This window comes from Cupriavidus sp. C2SS-8b, assembly GCF_057073745.1.
The window spans coordinates 1,222,253-1,239,417 of sequence record NZ_CP172717.1 but is presented as its reverse complement, the minus strand read 5'-3'; the positions used below and the strand labels follow the sequence as shown (position 1 = coordinate 1,239,417).

Annotated in this window: 16 protein-coding genes; 12 read left to right on the top strand and 4 right to left on the bottom strand. The window is 64.9% G+C overall.

The genetic code is table 11. From position 1 onward, the window contains the following. The first annotated feature begins 6 nt into the window (after positions 1-6). Genes ACIGJB_RS22640 through ACIGJB_RS22615 form a run of 6 tightly spaced genes read left to right on the top strand, consistent with a single transcriptional unit; the run spans position 7 to position 4,251 of the window. Positions 7-1,005, top strand: coding sequence for a DODA-type extradiol aromatic ring-opening family dioxygenase (locus tag ACIGJB_RS22640; protein ID WP_483734514.1), 999 nt, complete (start codon positions 7-9; stop codon positions 1,003-1,005). Between the two features lie 29 nt (positions 1,006-1,034). Continuing rightward, complete coding sequence (locus ACIGJB_RS22635) at positions 1,035-1,697, top strand: RraA family protein (RefSeq protein WP_483734513.1); 663 nt, start codon at positions 1,035-1,037, stop codon at positions 1,695-1,697. Positions 1,698-1,702: 5 nt separating this feature from the next. Then, positions 1,703-2,365, top strand: a complete 663-nt coding sequence (locus tag ACIGJB_RS22630; RefSeq protein ID WP_011300896.1) for an RraA family protein — start codon at positions 1,703-1,705, stop codon at positions 2,363-2,365. Between the two features lie 2 nt (positions 2,366-2,367). Continuing rightward, positions 2,368-3,030 carry a 4-carboxy-4-hydroxy-2-oxoadipate aldolase/oxaloacetate decarboxylase gene (locus ACIGJB_RS22625; RefSeq protein WP_483734512.1) on the top strand — a complete coding sequence of 221 codons (663 nt, stop codon included), beginning with the start codon at positions 2,368-2,370 and terminating at the stop codon, positions 3,028-3,030. A gap of 15 nt (positions 3,031-3,045) precedes the next feature. After that, positions 3,046-3,816, top strand: a complete 771-nt coding sequence (locus ACIGJB_RS22620) for an enoyl-CoA hydratase/isomerase family protein (protein ID WP_483734511.1) — start codon at positions 3,046-3,048, stop codon at positions 3,814-3,816. Positions 3,817-3,828: 12 nt separating this feature from the next. Further along, positions 3,829-4,251: a PaaI family thioesterase gene (locus tag ACIGJB_RS22615; RefSeq protein ID WP_483734510.1), complete on the top strand. Its 423-nt coding sequence runs from the start codon at positions 3,829-3,831 to the stop codon at positions 4,249-4,251. Positions 4,252-4,340: 89 nt separating this feature from the next. Here the strand turns inward: ACIGJB_RS22615 and ACIGJB_RS22610 are convergent, their stop codons facing one another. Further along, a complete protein-coding gene (locus ACIGJB_RS22610; RefSeq protein ID WP_483734509.1) occupies positions 4,341-5,138 on the bottom strand; it encodes a DNA-binding transcriptional regulator in 798 nt (265 codons plus the stop codon). A gap of 267 nt (positions 5,139-5,405) precedes the next feature. Between ACIGJB_RS22610 and ACIGJB_RS22605 the strand changes: the two genes are divergently transcribed. From ACIGJB_RS22605 to ACIGJB_RS22580, 6 genes are all read left to right on the top strand, one after another. Next, positions 5,406-7,262, top strand: coding sequence for a bifunctional 3-(3-hydroxy-phenyl)propionate/3-hydroxycinnamic acid hydroxylase (locus ACIGJB_RS22605; protein ID WP_483734508.1), 1,857 nt, complete (start codon positions 5,406-5,408; stop codon positions 7,260-7,262). Positions 7,263-7,264: 2 nt separating this feature from the next. Next, positions 7,265-8,224 (top strand): 3-carboxyethylcatechol 2,3-dioxygenase, encoded by a 960-nt coding sequence (locus tag ACIGJB_RS22600; protein WP_483734507.1) that lies wholly within the window; start codon positions 7,265-7,267, stop codon positions 8,222-8,224. A 19-nt stretch (positions 8,225-8,243) separates the two neighbouring features. Continuing rightward, a complete protein-coding gene (gene mhpD, locus ACIGJB_RS22595; protein ID WP_483734506.1) occupies positions 8,244-9,032 on the top strand; it encodes a 2-keto-4-pentenoate hydratase in 789 nt (262 codons plus the stop codon). 84 nt (positions 9,033-9,116) lie between these two features. Beyond that, the gene (gene mhpT / locus ACIGJB_RS22590) at positions 9,117-10,388 is read left to right on the top strand and encodes a 3-(3-hydroxy-phenyl)propionate transporter MhpT (RefSeq protein ID WP_483734505.1); all 1,272 of its coding nucleotides are present in this window, start codon (positions 9,117-9,119) and stop codon (positions 10,386-10,388) included. A 58-nt stretch (positions 10,389-10,446) separates the two neighbouring features. Next, complete coding sequence (locus ACIGJB_RS22585; protein ID WP_483734504.1) at positions 10,447-11,316, top strand: alpha/beta fold hydrolase; 870 nt, start codon at positions 10,447-10,449, stop codon at positions 11,314-11,316. Positions 11,317-11,920: 604 nt separating this feature from the next. After that, a complete protein-coding gene (locus ACIGJB_RS22580) occupies positions 11,921-12,334 on the top strand; it encodes a transposase (protein WP_483734762.1) in 414 nt (137 codons plus the stop codon). Between the two features lie 144 nt (positions 12,335-12,478). Here ACIGJB_RS22580 and ACIGJB_RS22575 read toward each other — a convergent pair whose 3' ends face one another. The 3 genes from ACIGJB_RS22575 to ACIGJB_RS22565 form a co-directional block, all read right to left on the bottom strand. Beyond that, positions 12,479-13,273 carry a type IV pili methyl-accepting chemotaxis transducer N-terminal domain-containing protein gene (locus ACIGJB_RS22575; protein WP_483734503.1) on the bottom strand — a complete coding sequence of 265 codons (795 nt, stop codon included), beginning with the start codon at positions 13,271-13,273 and terminating at the stop codon, positions 12,479-12,481. A gap of 10 nt (positions 13,274-13,283) precedes the next feature. Next, the gene (locus tag ACIGJB_RS22570; protein WP_483734502.1) at positions 13,284-13,967 is read right to left on the bottom strand and encodes a type IV pili methyl-accepting chemotaxis transducer N-terminal domain-containing protein; all 684 of its coding nucleotides are present in this window, start codon (positions 13,965-13,967) and stop codon (positions 13,284-13,286) included. 425 nt (positions 13,968-14,392) lie between these two features. Next, entirely contained in the window at positions 14,393-17,122 is a 2,730-nt protein-coding gene (locus ACIGJB_RS22565; protein WP_483734501.1) for a UPF0182 family membrane protein, read from the bottom strand. Positions 17,123-17,165 lie beyond the last annotated feature (43 nt).

The window sequence follows — 17,165 nt, the reverse complement described above, 5'->3', positions numbered from 1 at the left end:
ACTGACATGGCAAGACTCGTCGCCGCTTTCGGCTCCTCCCACAGCATCATGCTGGTGTGCCAGCGTGAAGACTGGCAGCACGGCTTCCGCCAGGTCGACCCGAAGAACCCGCACTATTTCGACCGGGCCGGCAACCCCACCACCTATGAGGCGCTGCTCGCGATCGCCCCGGACGATGCCGAGTCCATGGTGACGCCCGAACGCATGGGCGAGCGCTATGACCAGGCAGAAGCCGCCATGGACGAACTGCGCGAGCGCATCCGCGCGGCCCGCCTCGACGTGCTGCTGGTGGTCGGGGACGACCAGACCGAGCTGTTCCGCACCACCAACAACCCGGCCTTCGCGATCTATTACGGCGACACCATCCGCAACGCGAAGCGCGATGAGAGCCAGTCCGACAGTTGGTACAAGAAGGCCCGCATGGCACGCCAGGAGCCCGACGCCGACCGCGACTACCCGGTCAACGCCGACATGGGTCGCTGGATGATCCGCGCGCTGTGCGACCGCGACTTCGACATCACCGCCATGGACGGGCTCGAGCGCGGCCAGTTCGAAGGCCATGCGTTCTCGTTCATCCACCGGCGCTACCTGCAGGGGCTGGACTTGCCGGTGGTGCCCGTCATCGTCAACACCTTCGACCCGCCCAACCAGCCCACGCCGCGCCGCTGCATCCAGCTTGGCGGCGCGCTGCGCGAGCTGATCGCCGCCTATCCCGAAGACCTGCGCGTGGGCGTGCTGGCCTCGGGCGGCCTGAGCCACTTCGTGGTGGATGCCGAGCTCGACAACGCGATCATCGACGCCATCCACCGCAAGGACACCGGCTTCCTGGCATCGCTGGACCCGCGCCAGCTGCAGGCGGGCAGCTCCGAGATCCGCAACTGGCTGATCGCCGTCGAGGCCGTGCGCGACCTCGACCTGGAATGGGTTTCCTATGTCCCGGGCTACCGCACGCCTGCGCTGACCGGCACCGGCCTGTGCTTCGCGGCCTGGCGCACGCTGGATTGAATAACCGAACAAATGCCATACCAACGACCATGAGTGAATCCGAATCCAACGTACAACGCCTGCGTCGGCTTGACTGCTGTGCGGTATCCGACGCGCTCGACAAGCTGCAACTGCCGGGCACCGTGACGGGCCTCCCGCAGCGCTCCGGCGCCGGGCGCATTGCCGGCCGCGCCATCACCGTCAAGCTTGGCACCGGCGCGCCGCCGCCCGGACCCGCGCGCCATCTCGGCTGCACGGCGATCGAACAGGCCGGCCCGGACAACATCATCGTCGTCGAGCAGCGCACCGGCGTGGAGGCGGGAAGCTGGGGCGGGCTGCTGTCGCTCGGGGCCAAGGTGCGCGGCGTCGCCGGCGTGGTGGCGGACGGCCCGGTGCGCGATATCGATGAAGCGCTTGATTTCGATTTCCCCGTTTTCAGCCGCGCGCTGACCGCGTTCACCGCGCGCAGCCGCGTAGTGGAGCAGGGCACCAATGTCCCGGTGCAGATCGGCAACGTGACAGTGGAAGAGGGCGACTACGTGGTGGCGGACCGCAGCGCGGTGATCTTTATCGCTGCGCGCGACATCGCGCGCGTGCTGGAGACGGCAGAAGCCATCGTGCGCAAGGAGGCCGTGATGGCGAAGGCCATCCTGGGCGGCACGCCGATCGGCGACGTCATGGGCGGCAATTACGAACACATGCTGAAGGGTTGAGAGACATGAGCGAACAACAAGATATCAACGTCGCGCGCGCCGCGAAGCTGGACACCGCCACGCTGAGCGACGCGCTGGACAAGCACGGCATAGCAGGCCAGTGCTACCGCATCAAGGCGCGCGGAGAAGGCTTTGCCACGGCAGGCCGCGCCTTTACGCTGCTGTACGGGCCGGCGTCGAATCCGCCGGGTACAGTCGGCGACTACATCGATGACGTGCCGCCGGGCAGCATCCTCGTGCTCGACAACGGCGGCCGCGAGAACGCGACGGTGTGGGGCGACATTCTGACCGAGATCGCGCATCGCCGCGGCATCGCCGGGACGGTCATCGACGGCGTGTGCCGCGATGTCGCGCTGTGCCGCAAGCTCGGTTACCCGGTGTTCAGCAAAGACCACTGGATGCGCACGGGCAAGGACCGCGTCCAGGTCGAAGCCACCAACGTGGTGGTCAATATCGGCGATGCGCGTGTGCAACCCGGCGACATCCTGCGCGGCGACGCCGACGGCGTGGTGGTCATCCCGCGCGAGCACGAAGCTGCGGTGCTCGACACTGCCGAGCAGATCGAGCACGCCGAGAACGCCATCCGCGAAGCCGTGCGTGGCGGCATGCGTCTGGACGAGGCGCGCCGCCAGTTCCGTTACCACCAGCTGCAGACCAAGGGAGCCTGACCATGGCGGAACACGACGCAACCAGCACCACGATCCGCGACTTCGAGCGGGTCAGCGACGACATCGTCAACGGCGCGCGCGCATTGCCCACCGCCACGCTGCATGAAGCGGGCGGCAAGATCGGCGTGGTGTCGCCCGCCATCAAGCCCGTCGCAACGGCGTTCCGCCTCTGCGGCCCAGCATTGACGGTCCATTCGCCCGGCGGCGACAACCTGTGGCTGCACCGCGCGCTGGACATCGCGCAACCCGGCGACGTGCTGGTGGTGCATGTGAGCGGCGCCTACGAGCACGGCTACTGGGGCGAGATCATGACCACCGCGGCCAAGGTGAAGCACCTCGGCGGGCTGGTGATCGACGGCTGCGTCCGTGATGGCGTGCTGCTCGAGGAGATCGGCTTCCCGGTGTTTGCGCGCGGCCTGTGCATCCGCGGCACCGGCAAGGACTACGGCGCGATTGGCTGGCTCAATGCGCCGGTGCTGATCGGCGGCGCGCGCGTCGAAGCCGGCGACCTGGTCGTCGGCGACCGTGATGGCGTGGTGGTGGTGCCGCGCACCCGCGCGGCCGAAGTCGTGGGCAAGGCACAGGACCGCGAGGCCACTGAAGCCGCCATTCTCAAGCGGGTGGAGGCTGGCGAGACGACCATGCGGATCTACGGCTTTCACTGAACGAGGTCCGATGCCATGAGCGAGACCCCGCAAGGACAGCCGCCGGAACTGGCCGTCGACGGCCATATCGCGGTCATCACGCTGCGCCGCCCCGAGGTGGCGAACCGGCTCGAGCCGGAGGACCTCGACCTGTTGCGCCAGTACCTGCAGACGGTGGACGCGGACAGCCGGATACGCGTACTGCGCATCGAGGGGCAAGGCCGGTATTTCTGCAGCGGGTTCAATATCGGCCGCCTTGGGGGCGATGACGTCGGAGCCCGTTTCGAGACGCTGGCCAATGCGCTCGAACAGGCGCGGCCGGTCACCATTGCCGTGCTGCACGGTGGTGTGTACGGCGGTGCGACCGATCTCGCGCTCGCCTGTGATTTCCGTTTCGGCGCGCCTGAAGCCGACATGCATGTACCGGCGGCGCGCCTCGGCCTGCTGTTCTACCGCGGCGGGCTGGAACGCTACGTCACGCGGCTGGGGCTGGCCGCGGCCAGGCGCGTGATGCTGCTGGCGGAGCGATTTGACGCCGACGCCATGCTGCGCATGGGCTATCTCGATGGCCTCGAAGCAAGCGTCGACATGCTGCGCTCGCGTGTGCGGGAAGTCAGCGACAGGTTGGCCGGCATGGCGCCGCTGGCACTGCTCGGCATGAAGAAGCACCTGAACCGCATTGTCCGCGCCGAACTTGATGCCGACGGGCTCGCACAAGACATCGCCGCGGCCGATGCTTCCGACGATCTGCGCGAAGGCGCGCTCGCATGGCGGGAAAAGCGGGCGCCGCGCTTTACCGGCAGCTGATAGGTACCAACGATGAACAACGACAACTATTTCACGCGCATGCAGCGCGGAGAGGTCCCCGCCCCGGCCGTCGCGGGATTACTTGGCGGAGTCGTCCGCTCCGTTGACCTGGAGGCCGGGACGCTGGAATCGGACTACCTTGCCACCGCTGAATTCCTGAATCCGGCCGGCCAGGTTCAGGGCGGTATGCTCGGTGCCATGCTGGACGATGTGACCGCGATGCTGGTAACGGCGACGCTGGCTGATGGCGAATTTTGCTCAACGCTGAACTTGAATCTCTCCTTCCTGAGGCCGGCTCAGGCAGGTCCTTTGCAAGGACGGGCGCGCATCGAGCGGCGTGGCCGTAACGTCTGCAACGTGGTGGGAGAACTTCGCCAGGGCGGCCGGGTGGTGGCAACGACGACCGCGACTTGCATGCTGGTCCCCGGAGCCTGAGTGCGCACTGCGCCTGGGAGAATGCAGAGCCGGCATGTGCAACGGCATCAATGAACTTATGTCTTCCGCCAATCCGGCGAAGAGCCTTTTCAAAGCGATCTCTCGCTACCCCCCAGCGCCTCCACCATCTCCCTCGCCGCCAACTGCAATTCCGGCACAAACCGCCGCGTCGCCTCAGCGGGACTGATCGCTTGCTCGAGATAAACGACGTTCAGGCTGGCGAGCACCCGGCCTTCCGCCTGGATTGCAACCGCCACCGCCCCGATCTTTCGCTGGTCCGCCCAGTCCCCGTGGTTGGACCCGAATCCGTCTTTGCGTGTCTGCCGGATCAGGTTGCGGATATAGGCATCGTCCATTGCCAGCTTGAACTGCTGTTCACCCGCTGCGCCTGAGCGCAGGACTTCGAGAATGTCTTCGCGCTCGGTGTCCGGGCACATCGCGAAGTACACGCGGCCCGCGGCGGTCAGCAGGATCGGCAGGCGCCGGCCGACCATCGAACGGTGGAACGACAGCGGGCTGAATCGGTGCGTGGTCTCGCGGATGATCATGGCGTCGCCGTCGGGCGTGGTGAGGTCCGAGGGCCAGACCACGCGCTGCATCAGCCGCCCCATGATCGGCGGTGCAACCGTGGCAATGCGCTCGTCGTCCGTAAAGCCTTCGCTGAGCGCGCGTACGTCCAGCGTCAGCCGGAAGCTGTCGTCCGATGTGCTGCGCCGCACGAATCCTTCTTCAACCAGCGTTTCCAGCAATCGCCGCACGGTGGTGCGGTGCAGGCCTGTCGCCTCGCTCAGTTGCTGGCTGGTGGCGCGGCCGTTCTCCATGGCATTGAGTGCCCGTAGCACCTGCAAGCCACGTGAAAGTCCGCGCACGTTCGCATATTTGGTCACGAAAATCCTTATGAATCAACGCTGTGCATCCTTTGCACATTTTATAGAAATGTTTGAGCGCGCGGCGCCCGATGCCTAGACTGCTCTCAGAATCGCAAATCCAACGGAGACGCCCCCATGTCCTGCCCGATCCATCGACAACGCCACCGCCGCGGCGCCTGACCTGCAGCCGGCCGCGCCGGCAGCCTGTTTTCCCTTCATCGCAGCACAGCCCGTACGCGCGGAAACAGCGCGGGGGCGCGCTCGCGCCTTGCCAGTAGGAGACTTATGAACACCACGGCCACGCGGTCGTCGCAAGCCGACCGTCTTCCTCATGTCGACACCGACATCGCCATCATCGGCGCCGGCCCGGTCGGCCTGATGATCGCCAATATTCTCGGCCTTCAAGGCGTGCGCGTCACGGTCGTCGAAAAGCTGGACCAGCTCATCGACTATCCGCGCGCCATCGGCCTCGACGACGAAGCGCTGCGCGTGTTCCAGGCCGTCGGTCTTGCCGAGACACTGCTGCCACACACCACGCCCGACCACTGGATGCGCTTTGTCACCAAAGACGGCCATTGCTTCGCCTCCATTGAACCGCGCACCGACGAGTTCGGCTGGTCGCGCCGCAATGCGTTTATCCAGCCGCTGGCCGACCGGGTGTTGTATGAAGGCCTGCGGCGCTTCGAGCATGTGCAGGTGCTGTTCGGACACGACGTCGAATCGTTCACGCAGGACAGCACCGGTGTGAGCGTCGAGGTGGCCACTAGCGGCGGCCAGCGCCGCACCATCCGCGCTGCTTACATGGTCGGCGCCGACGGCGGCAACAGCCTGGTGCGCCGTGCGCTGGACGTGCCATTCGAGGGCCGCACCAAGCCGAATCAGTGGATCGTGGTCGATGTACGCAACGACCCGGTTGGCTCGCCGCACATCTACATGCATTGCGATCACGAGCGCCCTTATGTCTCGGCCGCGTTGCCGCACGGCATCCGCCGCTTCGAGTTCATGGTGATGCCCGGCGAGACGGAAGAAGAACTGTCGAAGCCGGAGAACATGGCCGCATTGATCCGCAAGGTGGTTGCGGATCCCGACAAGGTCGACTACATCCGCAAGCGCGTGTACACGCACAACGCGCGGCTCGCGTCGACATTCCGTGCGGACCGCGTGCTGCTGGCCGGCGATGCGGCGCACATCATGCCGGTTTGGCAGGGGCAGGGCTACAACAGCGGCATTCGCGATGCCAACAACCTTGGCTGGAAACTCGCCATGGTCGCGAAGGGCTTGGCCGATGGCCGCTTGCTCGATAGCTATACCGCGGAGCGCCGCGCCCATGCGCGTTCGATGATCCACCTGTCCGAAGTGGCGGGCGACATTTTCGCGCCGAACACGCGCTTTGGTGTGCGTTTCCGCGACGCCTTCGTGCGCAGCTTCAATGTGCTGCCGTCGGTGAAGCGCTACTTCATTGAAATGCGCTTCAAGCCGATGCCGCGCTATGAGGAAGGCGTGGTGCTGCTGCCGCCGCCGCAGCCACGCGGCGGCTGGCTTGCGCGCATGCTGGAGCGCTCCGGCAACTCGGCACCGGGCCGCCTGCTTGGCCTGATGAGCGAGAAGCGCGATTCCTTTCTCGGGCGTCTCGTCTATGGCGACGATCCCCTCGCCGGTTCGCCGGTGGGCCGCTTGTTTATCCAGCCGCGCGTGCGTACCGGCGATGGCCGCCTGACGCTGCTCGATGACGTGATCGGCAACGCCTTTGCGGTGATCGGCTGGGGCACTGATCCGACCTTTGGCCTGACGCCACAGGCGCGCGCCTTCGCCGAGAAGGCCGGCATGCGCTTCGTGCTGGCCAAGCCCGACGTGCAGCTGCGCCACGCTGATGACGTGCCCGAGGGTGTGATCGCGATCGGCGATGCCGGCGGCCGCCTGAAGGAGTGGTTCAGCCGCCTGCCGCATTCCGTCGTGCTGCTCCGGCCCGATCGCTTCGTCGCCGGCGTGTGTTCGCCGCAGCAGGTGTCGGAGTCCATCGTCGAACTCGCCGGCAAGCTCGGCATGACGCTGGTGCCGCCGTATGCCGGTGCCTGCATCCCGTCCATGACGCAGCGCCCGGCACAGGACCCGGTCACCGTTATCCAAGCAGCAGGAGCATGAGAATGCCGATTCACCTGGAATGTCTGTCGCATACGCCGTTGCACGGCTATGTCGACCCAGCGCCCGAGGTCGTCGCCGAGGTCGTGCGCGTGCAGGCCGCGGCGCGCGAGCGCGTGCGCGCGTTCGATCCCGAACTGGTCGTGGTGTTTGCGCCGGACCACTTCAACGGGTTCTTCTATGACGTCATGCCGCCGTTCTGCATCGGCGCGGCTGCAACCGCCATCGGCGACTTCAAGAGCCTGGCCGGCAAGCTGCCGGTGCCTGCGGAACTGGCGCAGTCTCTGGCCGAGAGCGTCATGGCGGCAGATATCGATGTCGCGCTGTCATACCGGATGCAGGTCGACCACGGCTGCGCCGACGCACTTGCGGTGCTGACCGGCGGCCTGGACCGCTACCCGGTCATCCCGGTCTTTATCAATTCGGTGGCGCCGCCGATGGCCACGCTGCGCCGCGCGCGCCTGCTCGGCGATGCGGTCGGCCGCTTCCTGGCCCGCACGGACAAGCGTGTGCTGGTGGTGGGCTCGGGTGGCATCTCGCACGAGCCGCCGGTGCCGGAACTGGCCGGCGCAAGCGAAGAGGTTGCGGAACGCCTGATCGCCGGGCGCAACCCGTCGGCAGAATCGCGCGCGGCGCGCCAGGCGCGCACCATTGCCGCCGCAAAGGCTTTCGTGGCCGGCGACATCCGCCTGCATCCGCTGAATCCGGAGTGGGACAGCGCCTTCCTGTCGCTGCTCGCGTCCGGTGAACTCACGGCTGTCGACGGCATGACCAACGACGCGATCACGCGCGATGGCGGCAAGTCGGCGCACGAGATCCGCACGTGGGCGGCGGCGTTCGGCGCGCTGGCTGCGTACGGGCCGTACCGGGCCTCGCTCGACTTCTACCGCGCCATTCCCGAGTGGATCGCGGGCTTCGCCACCATGCACGCCGAGCCGCGCGCCGCGCTGTCCGCTGCGGCCTGACCTCGTCAAGGACAACCCAATGACCGACCGTACCCTCATCAACGACATCGCCGCGCGACTGCGCGACGCCGAGGCCTCGCGCCAGACCATCGTCCCGATTCGCGGCGAGATCGCGATCGACGATATTGCCACGGCCTACGCTGTGCAGCAGGTCAACGTCGACGCGCGCGTCGCCAATGGCGAGCGCATCGTCGGCCGCAAGATCGGCCTGACCTCGCTGGCCGTCCAGAAGCAGCTCGGCGTGGACCAGCCGGACTTCGGCTCGCTGTTCGCGAGCATGGCCTATGGCGACAGCCAGCCGATGCCGCTGTCGCGCCTGATCCAGCCCAAGGTCGAGGCGGAGATCGCGCTGGTGCTGGAGCATGACCTGACGCACGATCGCCACACCTTTGCCGACATCCTGCGCGCCAGCGCCTACGCGCTCGCGGCGATCGAGGTGGTCGACAGCCGCATCCAGAGCTGGGACATCCGCTTCGTCGATACCGTAGCCGACAACGCGTCGAGCGCGCTGTTCGTGCTCGGCAGCCAGCCGGTGCCGCTGTCCGCGGTCGATCTCACGGCCTGCGCGATGACGCTCTCGCGCAATGGTGAGGTGCTGTCGCGTGGCAACGGCGCAGCCTGTCTCGGCAACCCGCTCAACGCGGCGGCTTGGCTCGCGGACCGCATGGTGCAGCTCGGCACACCGCTGCGCGCCGGCGACGTGGTGCTCACCGGCGCGCTCGGCCCCATGGTCGCCGTGAGCGAGCCCGGCACCTATGCCGCGGACATCGAAGGACTCGGTAGCGTGCGCGCGACCTTTGACGCATAGAAAGGTCGTCATCGCCGCCCGTCCGAACGCACACAACCCGGAACTGCCAGCAAGAGCTGAACACAGATACAGCGGAGACAAGCAATGCAGACACTGAACACCCGCGGTGCCGACGCACACCGCACGAAGGGCAGCATCGCCACGATTGGCCTGTGCCTGGCGATCGCCTTGCTGGAAGGACTCGATTTGCAGTCTGCCGGCGTTGCGGCGCCCCGTATCGCGAAGGAATTCTCGCTGTCCGTGGCGCAAATGGGCTGGGCCTTCAGCGCCGGTGCCATTGGCCTGCTGCCGGGCGCGGCACTCGGCGGGCGCCTTGCCGATCGCTTGGGCCGCAAGCGCGTGCTGATGCTGTCGGTGGCGCTGTTCGGCGGTTTTTCGCTGGCGACGACGCTGGTGTGGAGTTTTGAAAGCCTGTTGGCCACACGCCTGCTGACGGGCCTGGGCCTGGGCGCCGCCATGCCTAACCTGATCGCACTGTGCTCGGAAGCCGCGTCGCCTGCGCAGCGCAACACGGCCGTGGGCGCGATGTACTGCGGCATGCCCTTCGGGGCCGCGCTTGCCGCTGCGATCGGCATCGTGAGTCCCGGCGACGAGGGCTGGCGGCACATCTTCTATGTGGGCGGATTCGGGCCGCTGCTGATGGTGCCGCTGCTCGCACTGTGGCTGCCCGAGTCGGCCCAGTTCGTCGAATCGAAGTGCCAATCGACGAAGGCTGCCGAAGCGTCGCCCGGCTTTGCCGAAGCGCTGTGTGGAGACCGCCGGACACGTACAACGATCGCACTGTGGATCGGCTATCTGGGCACGCTCATCGTGCTGTATTTCCTGATGAACTGGCTGCCTTCGATGGTGCTGTCCAACGGCCTGACGCGTGTGCAGGCCGGCGTCGCCATGATGATGTTCAACATCGGCGGTGGCATCGGCGCGGTCGGTATCGCCAACCTGATGGACCGCTTCAGTCCGCGCCTGACGGTAGTGGGCATGTATGTGGGCATTGCCGCCGCGCTGGCGGGACTCGCGGGGGCGGGAGGCAGCGTTTCGATGGCATGGGGAGCGTTCTTCTGCGGCCTGTTCCTGGTGGGCGGGCAGTCGGTGTTGTATGCACTGGCCGGGCAGGCCTATCCCACGCAAGTGCGCGGCACCGGCGTGGGCGCAGCGGTCGCGATTGGCCGGCTTGGCTCGATCCTGGGGCCGCTCGTTGCCGGTCAGTTGTTCGCGCTGGGCCAGAGTGCATCGATGCTGGTGGCGGCCAGCATTCCACTGATCGTGATCGCGGCGATTGCCGCGCTGGCTGTGGTGGGTTCCTTCTCGCCGCGGCTCGAAGCCGCGGCGGCTTTGTCGGACCGGGGCGGCGCTTGAGCCGCGCGTTGGCACACCTTTCATTCAGTACAAATTCAGTCGAGCAAGGAAGATCATCATGCAAACCACTGCACAAGCCATTACCGAAGCGAGCACGAGCCGATTCGTCACAGTGAAGGATGGCGACACCGTGTTCCGCGTCCACTGTAACGATACCGGCGCCGGTGCCGAGACCGTCGTCATGCTGCACGGCTCGGGACCGGGCGCTACCGGCTGGGCCAACTTCAATCGCAACGTCGAGCCGCTGGTGGAGGCGGGCTACCGCGTGCTGCTGGTCGACTGTCCGGGCTGGGGCAAGAGCGATCCGGTTGTCAATACGGGTTCGCGCTCGGAACTCAATGGCCGCGTGCTCAAGGGCGTGCTCGATGCGCTGGACATCGAACGGGTGCATATCCTTGGCAATTCGATGGGCGGCCACAGCGCGGTGGCGTTCGCGCTGGCCTATCCGCAGCGCGTCGGCAAGCTCGTGTTGATGGGCGGAGGCACCGGCGGGCCGAGCCTGTTCACGCCGATGCCGACAGAAGGCATCAAGCTGCTCAACGGGCTGTACCGGGAGCCGTCCATCGAGAACCTGAAGCGCATGATGAACGTGTTCGTCTATGACGCGAGTTCACTGACCGATGATCTGATGCAAGCACGTCTGGACAATATGCTGGCGCGGCGCGACCACCTGGAGAACTTCGTCAAAAGCCTGATGGCCAACCCGAAGCAGTTCACGGACTACGGTCCGCGGCTCGGCGAGATCGCGTCGCCGACGCTGGTGATCTGGGGGCGTGATGACCGGTTCGTGCCGATGGACGTCGGGCTGAGGCTGATCGCGGGGATTCCGGATGCGCAAATGCATATCTTCAATCGCTGCGGCCACTGGGCGCAGTGGGAGCATGCGGAGACGTTCAATCGCCTTGTGCGCGATTTTTTGGCGCGCTGAGGGGGAAGGGGGCTGACGTTCGTCCGGATTGCCGGGGATGGCGCAAGCGCAGAAGGCTACGACGGCGTGCATTTCATCGTCGTGGTCGGACGCAGGCATTCAAGTCCAAGCAAAGGGGGAAGTTGGCGAACATCGGTCAACCGGTTGACGCCATAGTTGTCGGAGGCGGGCTCGTGACCCCAATCGATAAACGCCCTGGCCATGAATCCCAGAACGGACGCCGTCATGAGGTCATAACGGAAGCTCGACGAGACCGACAGTTTCCGCGACTGGCCGAACCTGTTCCCGGGCTTACGGCAACGCTAACTCGATCTGTTAAGCCTGAATTTCTCCGACTATTCCATCGTGATCCAGACCAGCAATGCTGGGCCAAGGGCATCGCGCCGGGCTGGCTCAATGTGCCGAGGGCGCGGGGTCCGACGTCATTGGATCCCTATCTCGGTTATATAGAGGAACGGATCGCCCGGGGCTGTCGCTTTCCTGAACTGATCTAGCAAGAACTCAAACGGCGAAGCTATACGGGCAGTTGCGCTACTGTGCGGAATTGCGCGATTCGCCTTCTCTTTCCGCAGGGTAAGGAGCCGCTTGTCCAAGCGTGCGCACGATGCCATGCCCATCGGCCAGGCGCGGGTTCGGATGGCTTGTCGGATGGAGGAGGCTCGCGGTCGAGGAGCCCAGGAGCCCTCATGAGCGCTTCGTGCAGGCGCTGTGCAAAATTGAACCCGTGGTCGGCGAGGTCCGCAGGCTCGCGCGTGAGTTTCTCGGTCTCATGCACCGACGAAGTCCGCGTCAGTTCGATCGATTGTTGAAGCGTCTGGCGCGCTGTGACGCAGCGGAAATGCGCAGGTTTGCGCAAAGCTTGCGCGCCGACTTACCGGCGGTGCGGGCGGCATTCAGGCTGCCATGGAGCAATGGCCAGACCGAGGGTCACATCAACCGGCTCAAGTTCCTCAAGCGCCAGATGTATGGCCGCGCGAATGTCGAACTTCTGCGGCTGCGGAAGTTGACGCCGAACTAAATGATCGGCCTGCTTGTACTGTTGGTCCGGCTAGCCGGGTAGCCATCGCAGGCGGGTGAACTCGTACGGCAAGGACGAGCTGGCGGGCTCGCTCAAGCCGTCTAAGCGCTGCGGTAACTGGTGGACCTGTGACACTTGGGTCAGTTATCTGGCGTTTCCCTCGTACATGCCGGTGACGTCATCCATGACCTGAAGAATCCGCTCGCTGGTCGTGGCGATGTTTCTCAACTGCTCCGCGCGGCTGACTCCGGTCTGTTTGAGTGCCTCTTCAAAAAAGAGCCACTGGGAGCCGGCAAGCTGCAGCTCACTCCGGATGGCCGGCGTGTTCTGCGGCGCGGCGGCGAGAAATGCCTGCGCGGCCGCGAACTCCCTGGCAGTACCGTCCAGCTCCTGTGCCATCTGCGGGGAGGTGATACCCCAGGCGCGGAGCATGCTGGCCTTGGCGATTCTCTGCGAAAGCATGCGCTGTCGGCCGGCAACGTTGATCAGTTTGCCCGCGGCGGTGCCGGAATGTTTTTCGAGTTGTACGGTTCCTTGCTGCGCAAGCTTCAGTACGTCCTCGCTGGCCATTGCTATCTTCTTCGCGTTCTCGGGATTCGGCTCGCTGCCGGTTAGCAATTGCTTGTAGACGATCCACGTCTGCCCAAGCTTGTCATAGGTGCCCTTGATTTCCTGCGTGGGCGCAAACGCCTTCAGTTCCGCGAGCTGCCTGTCGAACAGCGCCACAGATTCGGCGAGAAGCCTCCGCGAACGTTCCACCTCGACGCCAAGTCCGGCCTGGCAGTATGCCTTGGCCATGCGCTGAGACAGCATGCGCTGGCGGCCCGCCTTGTTGATCGCCGAGTGGATGGTCAGCGCTTCGGCGAACGCGGTCCCGCCGGATGCCAGCCCCAGGACACAGCAGAGCATCAAGCAGCAGGAGCATAGGTAACGTTTCAAGGTGGTCTCCCTATCCATGTCTGGGTTTGCCCTGGGACGCGTTGCTTGAGCCGACGAGGTGGCGGACTAGTTGATCCATCTCCTTGATGATGTCCGCCAGCACCTGCGTGATCACGGAGAACTCCCGGCCATACTCTCCTGCCCGCGCGGCGGAGACGCGGGCATTCATGGCGACGATGTTCGCCTGCATCGAAATCCTGCTGAGGTGATCCACGAGGTCGGCCTGACGTTGGCGCACGGCCCTCTCGCAACCCTGCATTTCCTCCTGGTAGGCCTGTGTGACGGCCTGCAGCAGTTCCAGGATTGGCGTGGCCTGCGTCACGAGCGCATCGAGGGAAGAGGCTCGCCCGGCGATGTCGGCCGGCGGCGCGTCGATGGCGGTCCGGGCCTGGGCGATGAATTCGCGGATCCGTGCATCGGCACGCGGCTTGCCAAAGTAGAGTTGTTGCAAGGCCGCGGAGAAGGTGCCTGGCAAGCGAGCATTGCCAGTCACGAGATCCGAATGCGCCGATTCAAACGTTGACAGGCACGTGCGAGCATTTTCGCGGGCAGTGGGATCGCCTCGCGAGGCGAGCACCAATTGGAGCACGATCCGTTGCGACAACATGCGCTGTCGTCCGGAAAGATTGATCAAGGCACCGATGGTCTCAGCGGACACTTCGGCCTGGGGTGACTGAGTCGAGCAGGCATTCATAGGTTGTCTTGCAGGTGGGGAGCGAAACACACGCGCATCCGTGTTGACCGGCAATCAAAAAGCGCCCGGAAGCCAGAGGGCCGCAAACCGTGTTCCCGGTTCACCGTTACCTGGCTTCAGAGCGCCATTGCCCCAGCCGCCTTATTCGGAGCGCATCATCGCGACTTGTCTGTCTGGTTAAGGCCGCCATTGGCCTGTGCATGTCCTCTCGCAATATGTGTGCCATACCTCACGTAGGTCGCGGCGAGCCGCCGGGCAGGGTAATGACAGGGCGAGACGGAGTCGCCGCACTCCTTTCGTGCCAAATGCGTCACCACGGCGATGCCGTCGCCAATGGTCCCTCCCCAAACCCTCGAGATCCGAGGTTCTCGACACTCCCCGCGGCCAGTGCCATGTTCGCTTCCTTCGGTGTACCGGAGGGCCAATTACTTCCGCTCCTCGGGCTCTCCCGACCCGAGCGCCTCAAGCAGCGGCCGCAAGGCATCGAGCTCCGCACCGAAGCCGCTCCAATCTCCCGCCTTCAAACGCTCGATGGCACCGTTATAGTGCCCGAGTGCCTCACGGCCGCGGGCGTTCACTGCACCCTGCGGCGCAATGCCGCCCGGAGCGGATTCCTTGAAGAGGGCCGCAAGGGCTGCGGCCAGGTTGTCCTCCATGACCACGCGATCGCCATAGGCGGCGATCACCCGCTTGAGTTCGGGCAGTTGGCCGGACTCCGCGCGCAGGTAGAGCGGGGAGACGTAGAGGATGGAGTTCTCGATGGGCACGACCTGGAGATGGCCGCGGATGACGCGTGAGCCCATCTGGTTCCACAAGGAAATCTGTTGCGAGATCTCGGTATTCTGCTGAATGCGCGCCTCGATCTGGAACGGCCCGTAGACCAGTTTTTCCTTGGGGAAAGTGTAGGCGACAAGCCTGCCGTAGTTGGGGGGATCGGAGCGCGCCGCCAGCCACGCGATCATATTCTCGCGCTGGCTGGGCACCATCGGCAGCATGAGCACGAACTCGGCGCGCGGCTCCGCCGGCAGCCGCAGGATCATGTAGTAGGGCATCATTCGCGCGTCGTGCTTGTCCGCTTCGCCCATGCCCGACACCTGGCGCGGAAACTCCCAGAGATCTTCGCGGTTATAGAAGACTTCCGCCGCTTCCATGTGGTAAGCGCGGTAGATCTGCGTCTGGATCAGGAAAAGGTCTTCAGGGTAGCGGATATGCCGCTGCAGGTCCTGCGGCATGGCTGCCAGCGGCCTGAACATGCCCGGGAAGATGTGCTGGTAGACCCTCAGGACCGGATCGACCGGGTCGCTGATATAGAAACCGACCGTACCGTCGTATGCATCGATCACCACCTTGACTGCGTTGCGGATGTAGTTGTAGCCGTCTCCGGTGCCGGGCTGAGAATAAGGGAACCAGCGGCTGGTGGTGTACGCGTCCTGGATCCAGTACAGGCGCCCGTCACTCGCGACCACATAGGGATCACGGTCGAGCTTGAGGAACGGGGCAATCGTGCGCACGCGATCCTGGATGTTGCGATGGAGCAGGATGCGGCTTTCCCGCGTGATATAGCCGCTCAGCAGGATATTGGGATCGTCGAGCTGCCAGGCGAACAGGGTCCGGCGCGCGATGCTGCCGATTTCGATGCCGTCGCGCCCGCTGTAGGTCGTATAAACATTGTCCTTGCCCTTGGGGTAGTCGAACTCGGGCACGCTGCCTTTGACGATGACATAGCCCTTGCCATCTTCACCGAAGTAGAGGCGAGGCTCCTGGATGATCGGGCCGCCATTGGAGAGCGGGGGAATGTCACGCAGATAGAGTGAGGGCAGGCCTTCGGAGGACTTCTCGGTGACCGGTGACATCACGACACCGTTGCCATGGGTAAACAGGAGATGCAGGTTCACCCAGGTCTGGGCGTTGGGCGGAATCAGCGCCGGCTCCAGCTCGCGCGCCGACAGCATGACCTGCTTGTAACCGGCGTCGAGCTGGTACCGGTCAATGTCCGTCGCGAGAAACTTGTAATAGGTCCTGATCTCCTGCAGTTGCGCATAGGTATCGCGCAGCGGCTGCAGGTCCCACAGGCGGATATTGTCGAGGGTCGCGTGATTGGCCTGGAGCGAGGCGAGATCCAGGCCCTGTTCGGCTGGAAACGGCTTGGTCTCGATCTGCGTCACGCCATAGGCCTCTCTCGTCAGCGCAATATTGTGTTCCAGATATGGCGTTTCCAGTTGAAGCTCGTTTGGCTTGACATAGAAGCGCTGGAACAGCGCCGGATAGATCGTGCCGAACAGAACTGCGCAGCCGATCACCAGGAGTGCGGCGGCCGCAGGCATCCGATAGTCCCGCCAGCGAATATTGGCCCATGACGCGACGGCGGCAGCGGCGCTCAGGCCGAGTTGCACCCACAGGACCGGCAGCCCCACATGGACATCGGTATAGCTTGCGCCGATCACGACGCCGTTGTCGCCGTAGAGCAGAAAGAACCGGTCCAGCCAGTAGGACCACGCCTGCAGCGCGAAGAACAAGCCAAGCAATGCCAGACCATGGGTGGCGGCGGCCGGCGAAAGTCCGCGCGGAGACTGGATCAGTACAATGTCGCCGCGCAAGCCGTAGACCACTGTGGCAATTACTGCGCTGCAGCAAAGCAACAGCAGCAGCCAGTTCCTGAGTGCAAGATAAGCCGGCAGCGAGAAAAAGTAGAAACCGATGTCCTTGCCAAAGATCGGATCGGCCTTGCCGAAAGGTACCTGGTTGACATAGCTGAGCGCGATGTCCCAACTCGACAGTTCTCCGGCGGCCATGAGCAGCCCCACGAACCCAGCGGCGGCGGCGATGGCCGGTCGCCACGGGAGGCGCGTTGCAATCTCGCCGACCCCTTCGCCCAGGACCTCCGGGTTCCGGGCCGGTACCCGCTGCGCGCAGCGATGCGCCAGCGAGCCGGAAACCCATAGCGCTCCAGCCGAAACGGCGAATACGGCAAGGAACAGAAGCACCTGGGTGGAGACTATCGTGCGGAAAACCCCGATGTAGCCAACCGAGGTAAACCACAGCCAGTCAGCCATGAAGCCGGTGGCACCCCCGACTGCGATCAGCGCGACGATGACGGCCACGACGCCGGTTGCAAGGCGTCTCAGGCCCGTAGCATCCCTCGCTGGCAAGCGCATCGATCATGCTCCTTTGCCGCAACATCGTCCCTGACACGGCCAT

Coding starts and splice junctions, on each gene's coding strand:
- ACIGJB_RS22565 (WP_483734501.1), bottom strand. CDS start 17,122: ATGCGCTTGCCAGCGAGGGATGCTACGGGCCTGAGACGCCTTGCAACC.
- ACIGJB_RS22585 (WP_483734504.1), top strand. CDS start 10,447: ATGCAAACCACTGCACAAGCCATTACCGAAGCGAGCACGAGCCGATTC.
- ACIGJB_RS22640 (WP_483734514.1), top strand. CDS start 7: ATGGCAAGACTCGTCGCCGCTTTCGGCTCCTCCCACAGCATCATGCTG.
- ACIGJB_RS22600 (WP_483734507.1), top strand. CDS start 7,265: ATGCCGATTCACCTGGAATGTCTGTCGCATACGCCGTTGCACGGCTAT.
- ACIGJB_RS22625 (WP_483734512.1), top strand. CDS start 2,368: ATGGCGGAACACGACGCAACCAGCACCACGATCCGCGACTTCGAGCGG.
- ACIGJB_RS22620 (WP_483734511.1), top strand. CDS start 3,046: ATGAGCGAGACCCCGCAAGGACAGCCGCCGGAACTGGCCGTCGACGGC.
- ACIGJB_RS22630 (WP_011300896.1), top strand. CDS start 1,703: ATGAGCGAACAACAAGATATCAACGTCGCGCGCGCCGCGAAGCTGGAC.
- mhpT (WP_483734505.1), top strand. CDS start 9,117: ATGCAGACACTGAACACCCGCGGTGCCGACGCACACCGCACGAAGGGC.
- ACIGJB_RS22615 (WP_483734510.1), top strand. CDS start 3,829: ATGAACAACGACAACTATTTCACGCGCATGCAGCGCGGAGAGGTCCCC.
- ACIGJB_RS22605 (WP_483734508.1), top strand. CDS start 5,406: ATGAACACCACGGCCACGCGGTCGTCGCAAGCCGACCGTCTTCCTCAT.
- ACIGJB_RS22570 (WP_483734502.1), bottom strand. CDS start 13,967: ATGAATGCCTGCTCGACTCAGTCACCCCAGGCCGAAGTGTCCGCTGAG.
- ACIGJB_RS22635 (WP_483734513.1), top strand. CDS start 1,035: ATGAGTGAATCCGAATCCAACGTACAACGCCTGCGTCGGCTTGACTGC.
- mhpD (WP_483734506.1), top strand. CDS start 8,244: ATGACCGACCGTACCCTCATCAACGACATCGCCGCGCGACTGCGCGAC.
- ACIGJB_RS22580 (WP_483734762.1), top strand. CDS start 11,921: ATGCCATGCCCATCGGCCAGGCGCGGGTTCGGATGGCTTGTCGGATGG.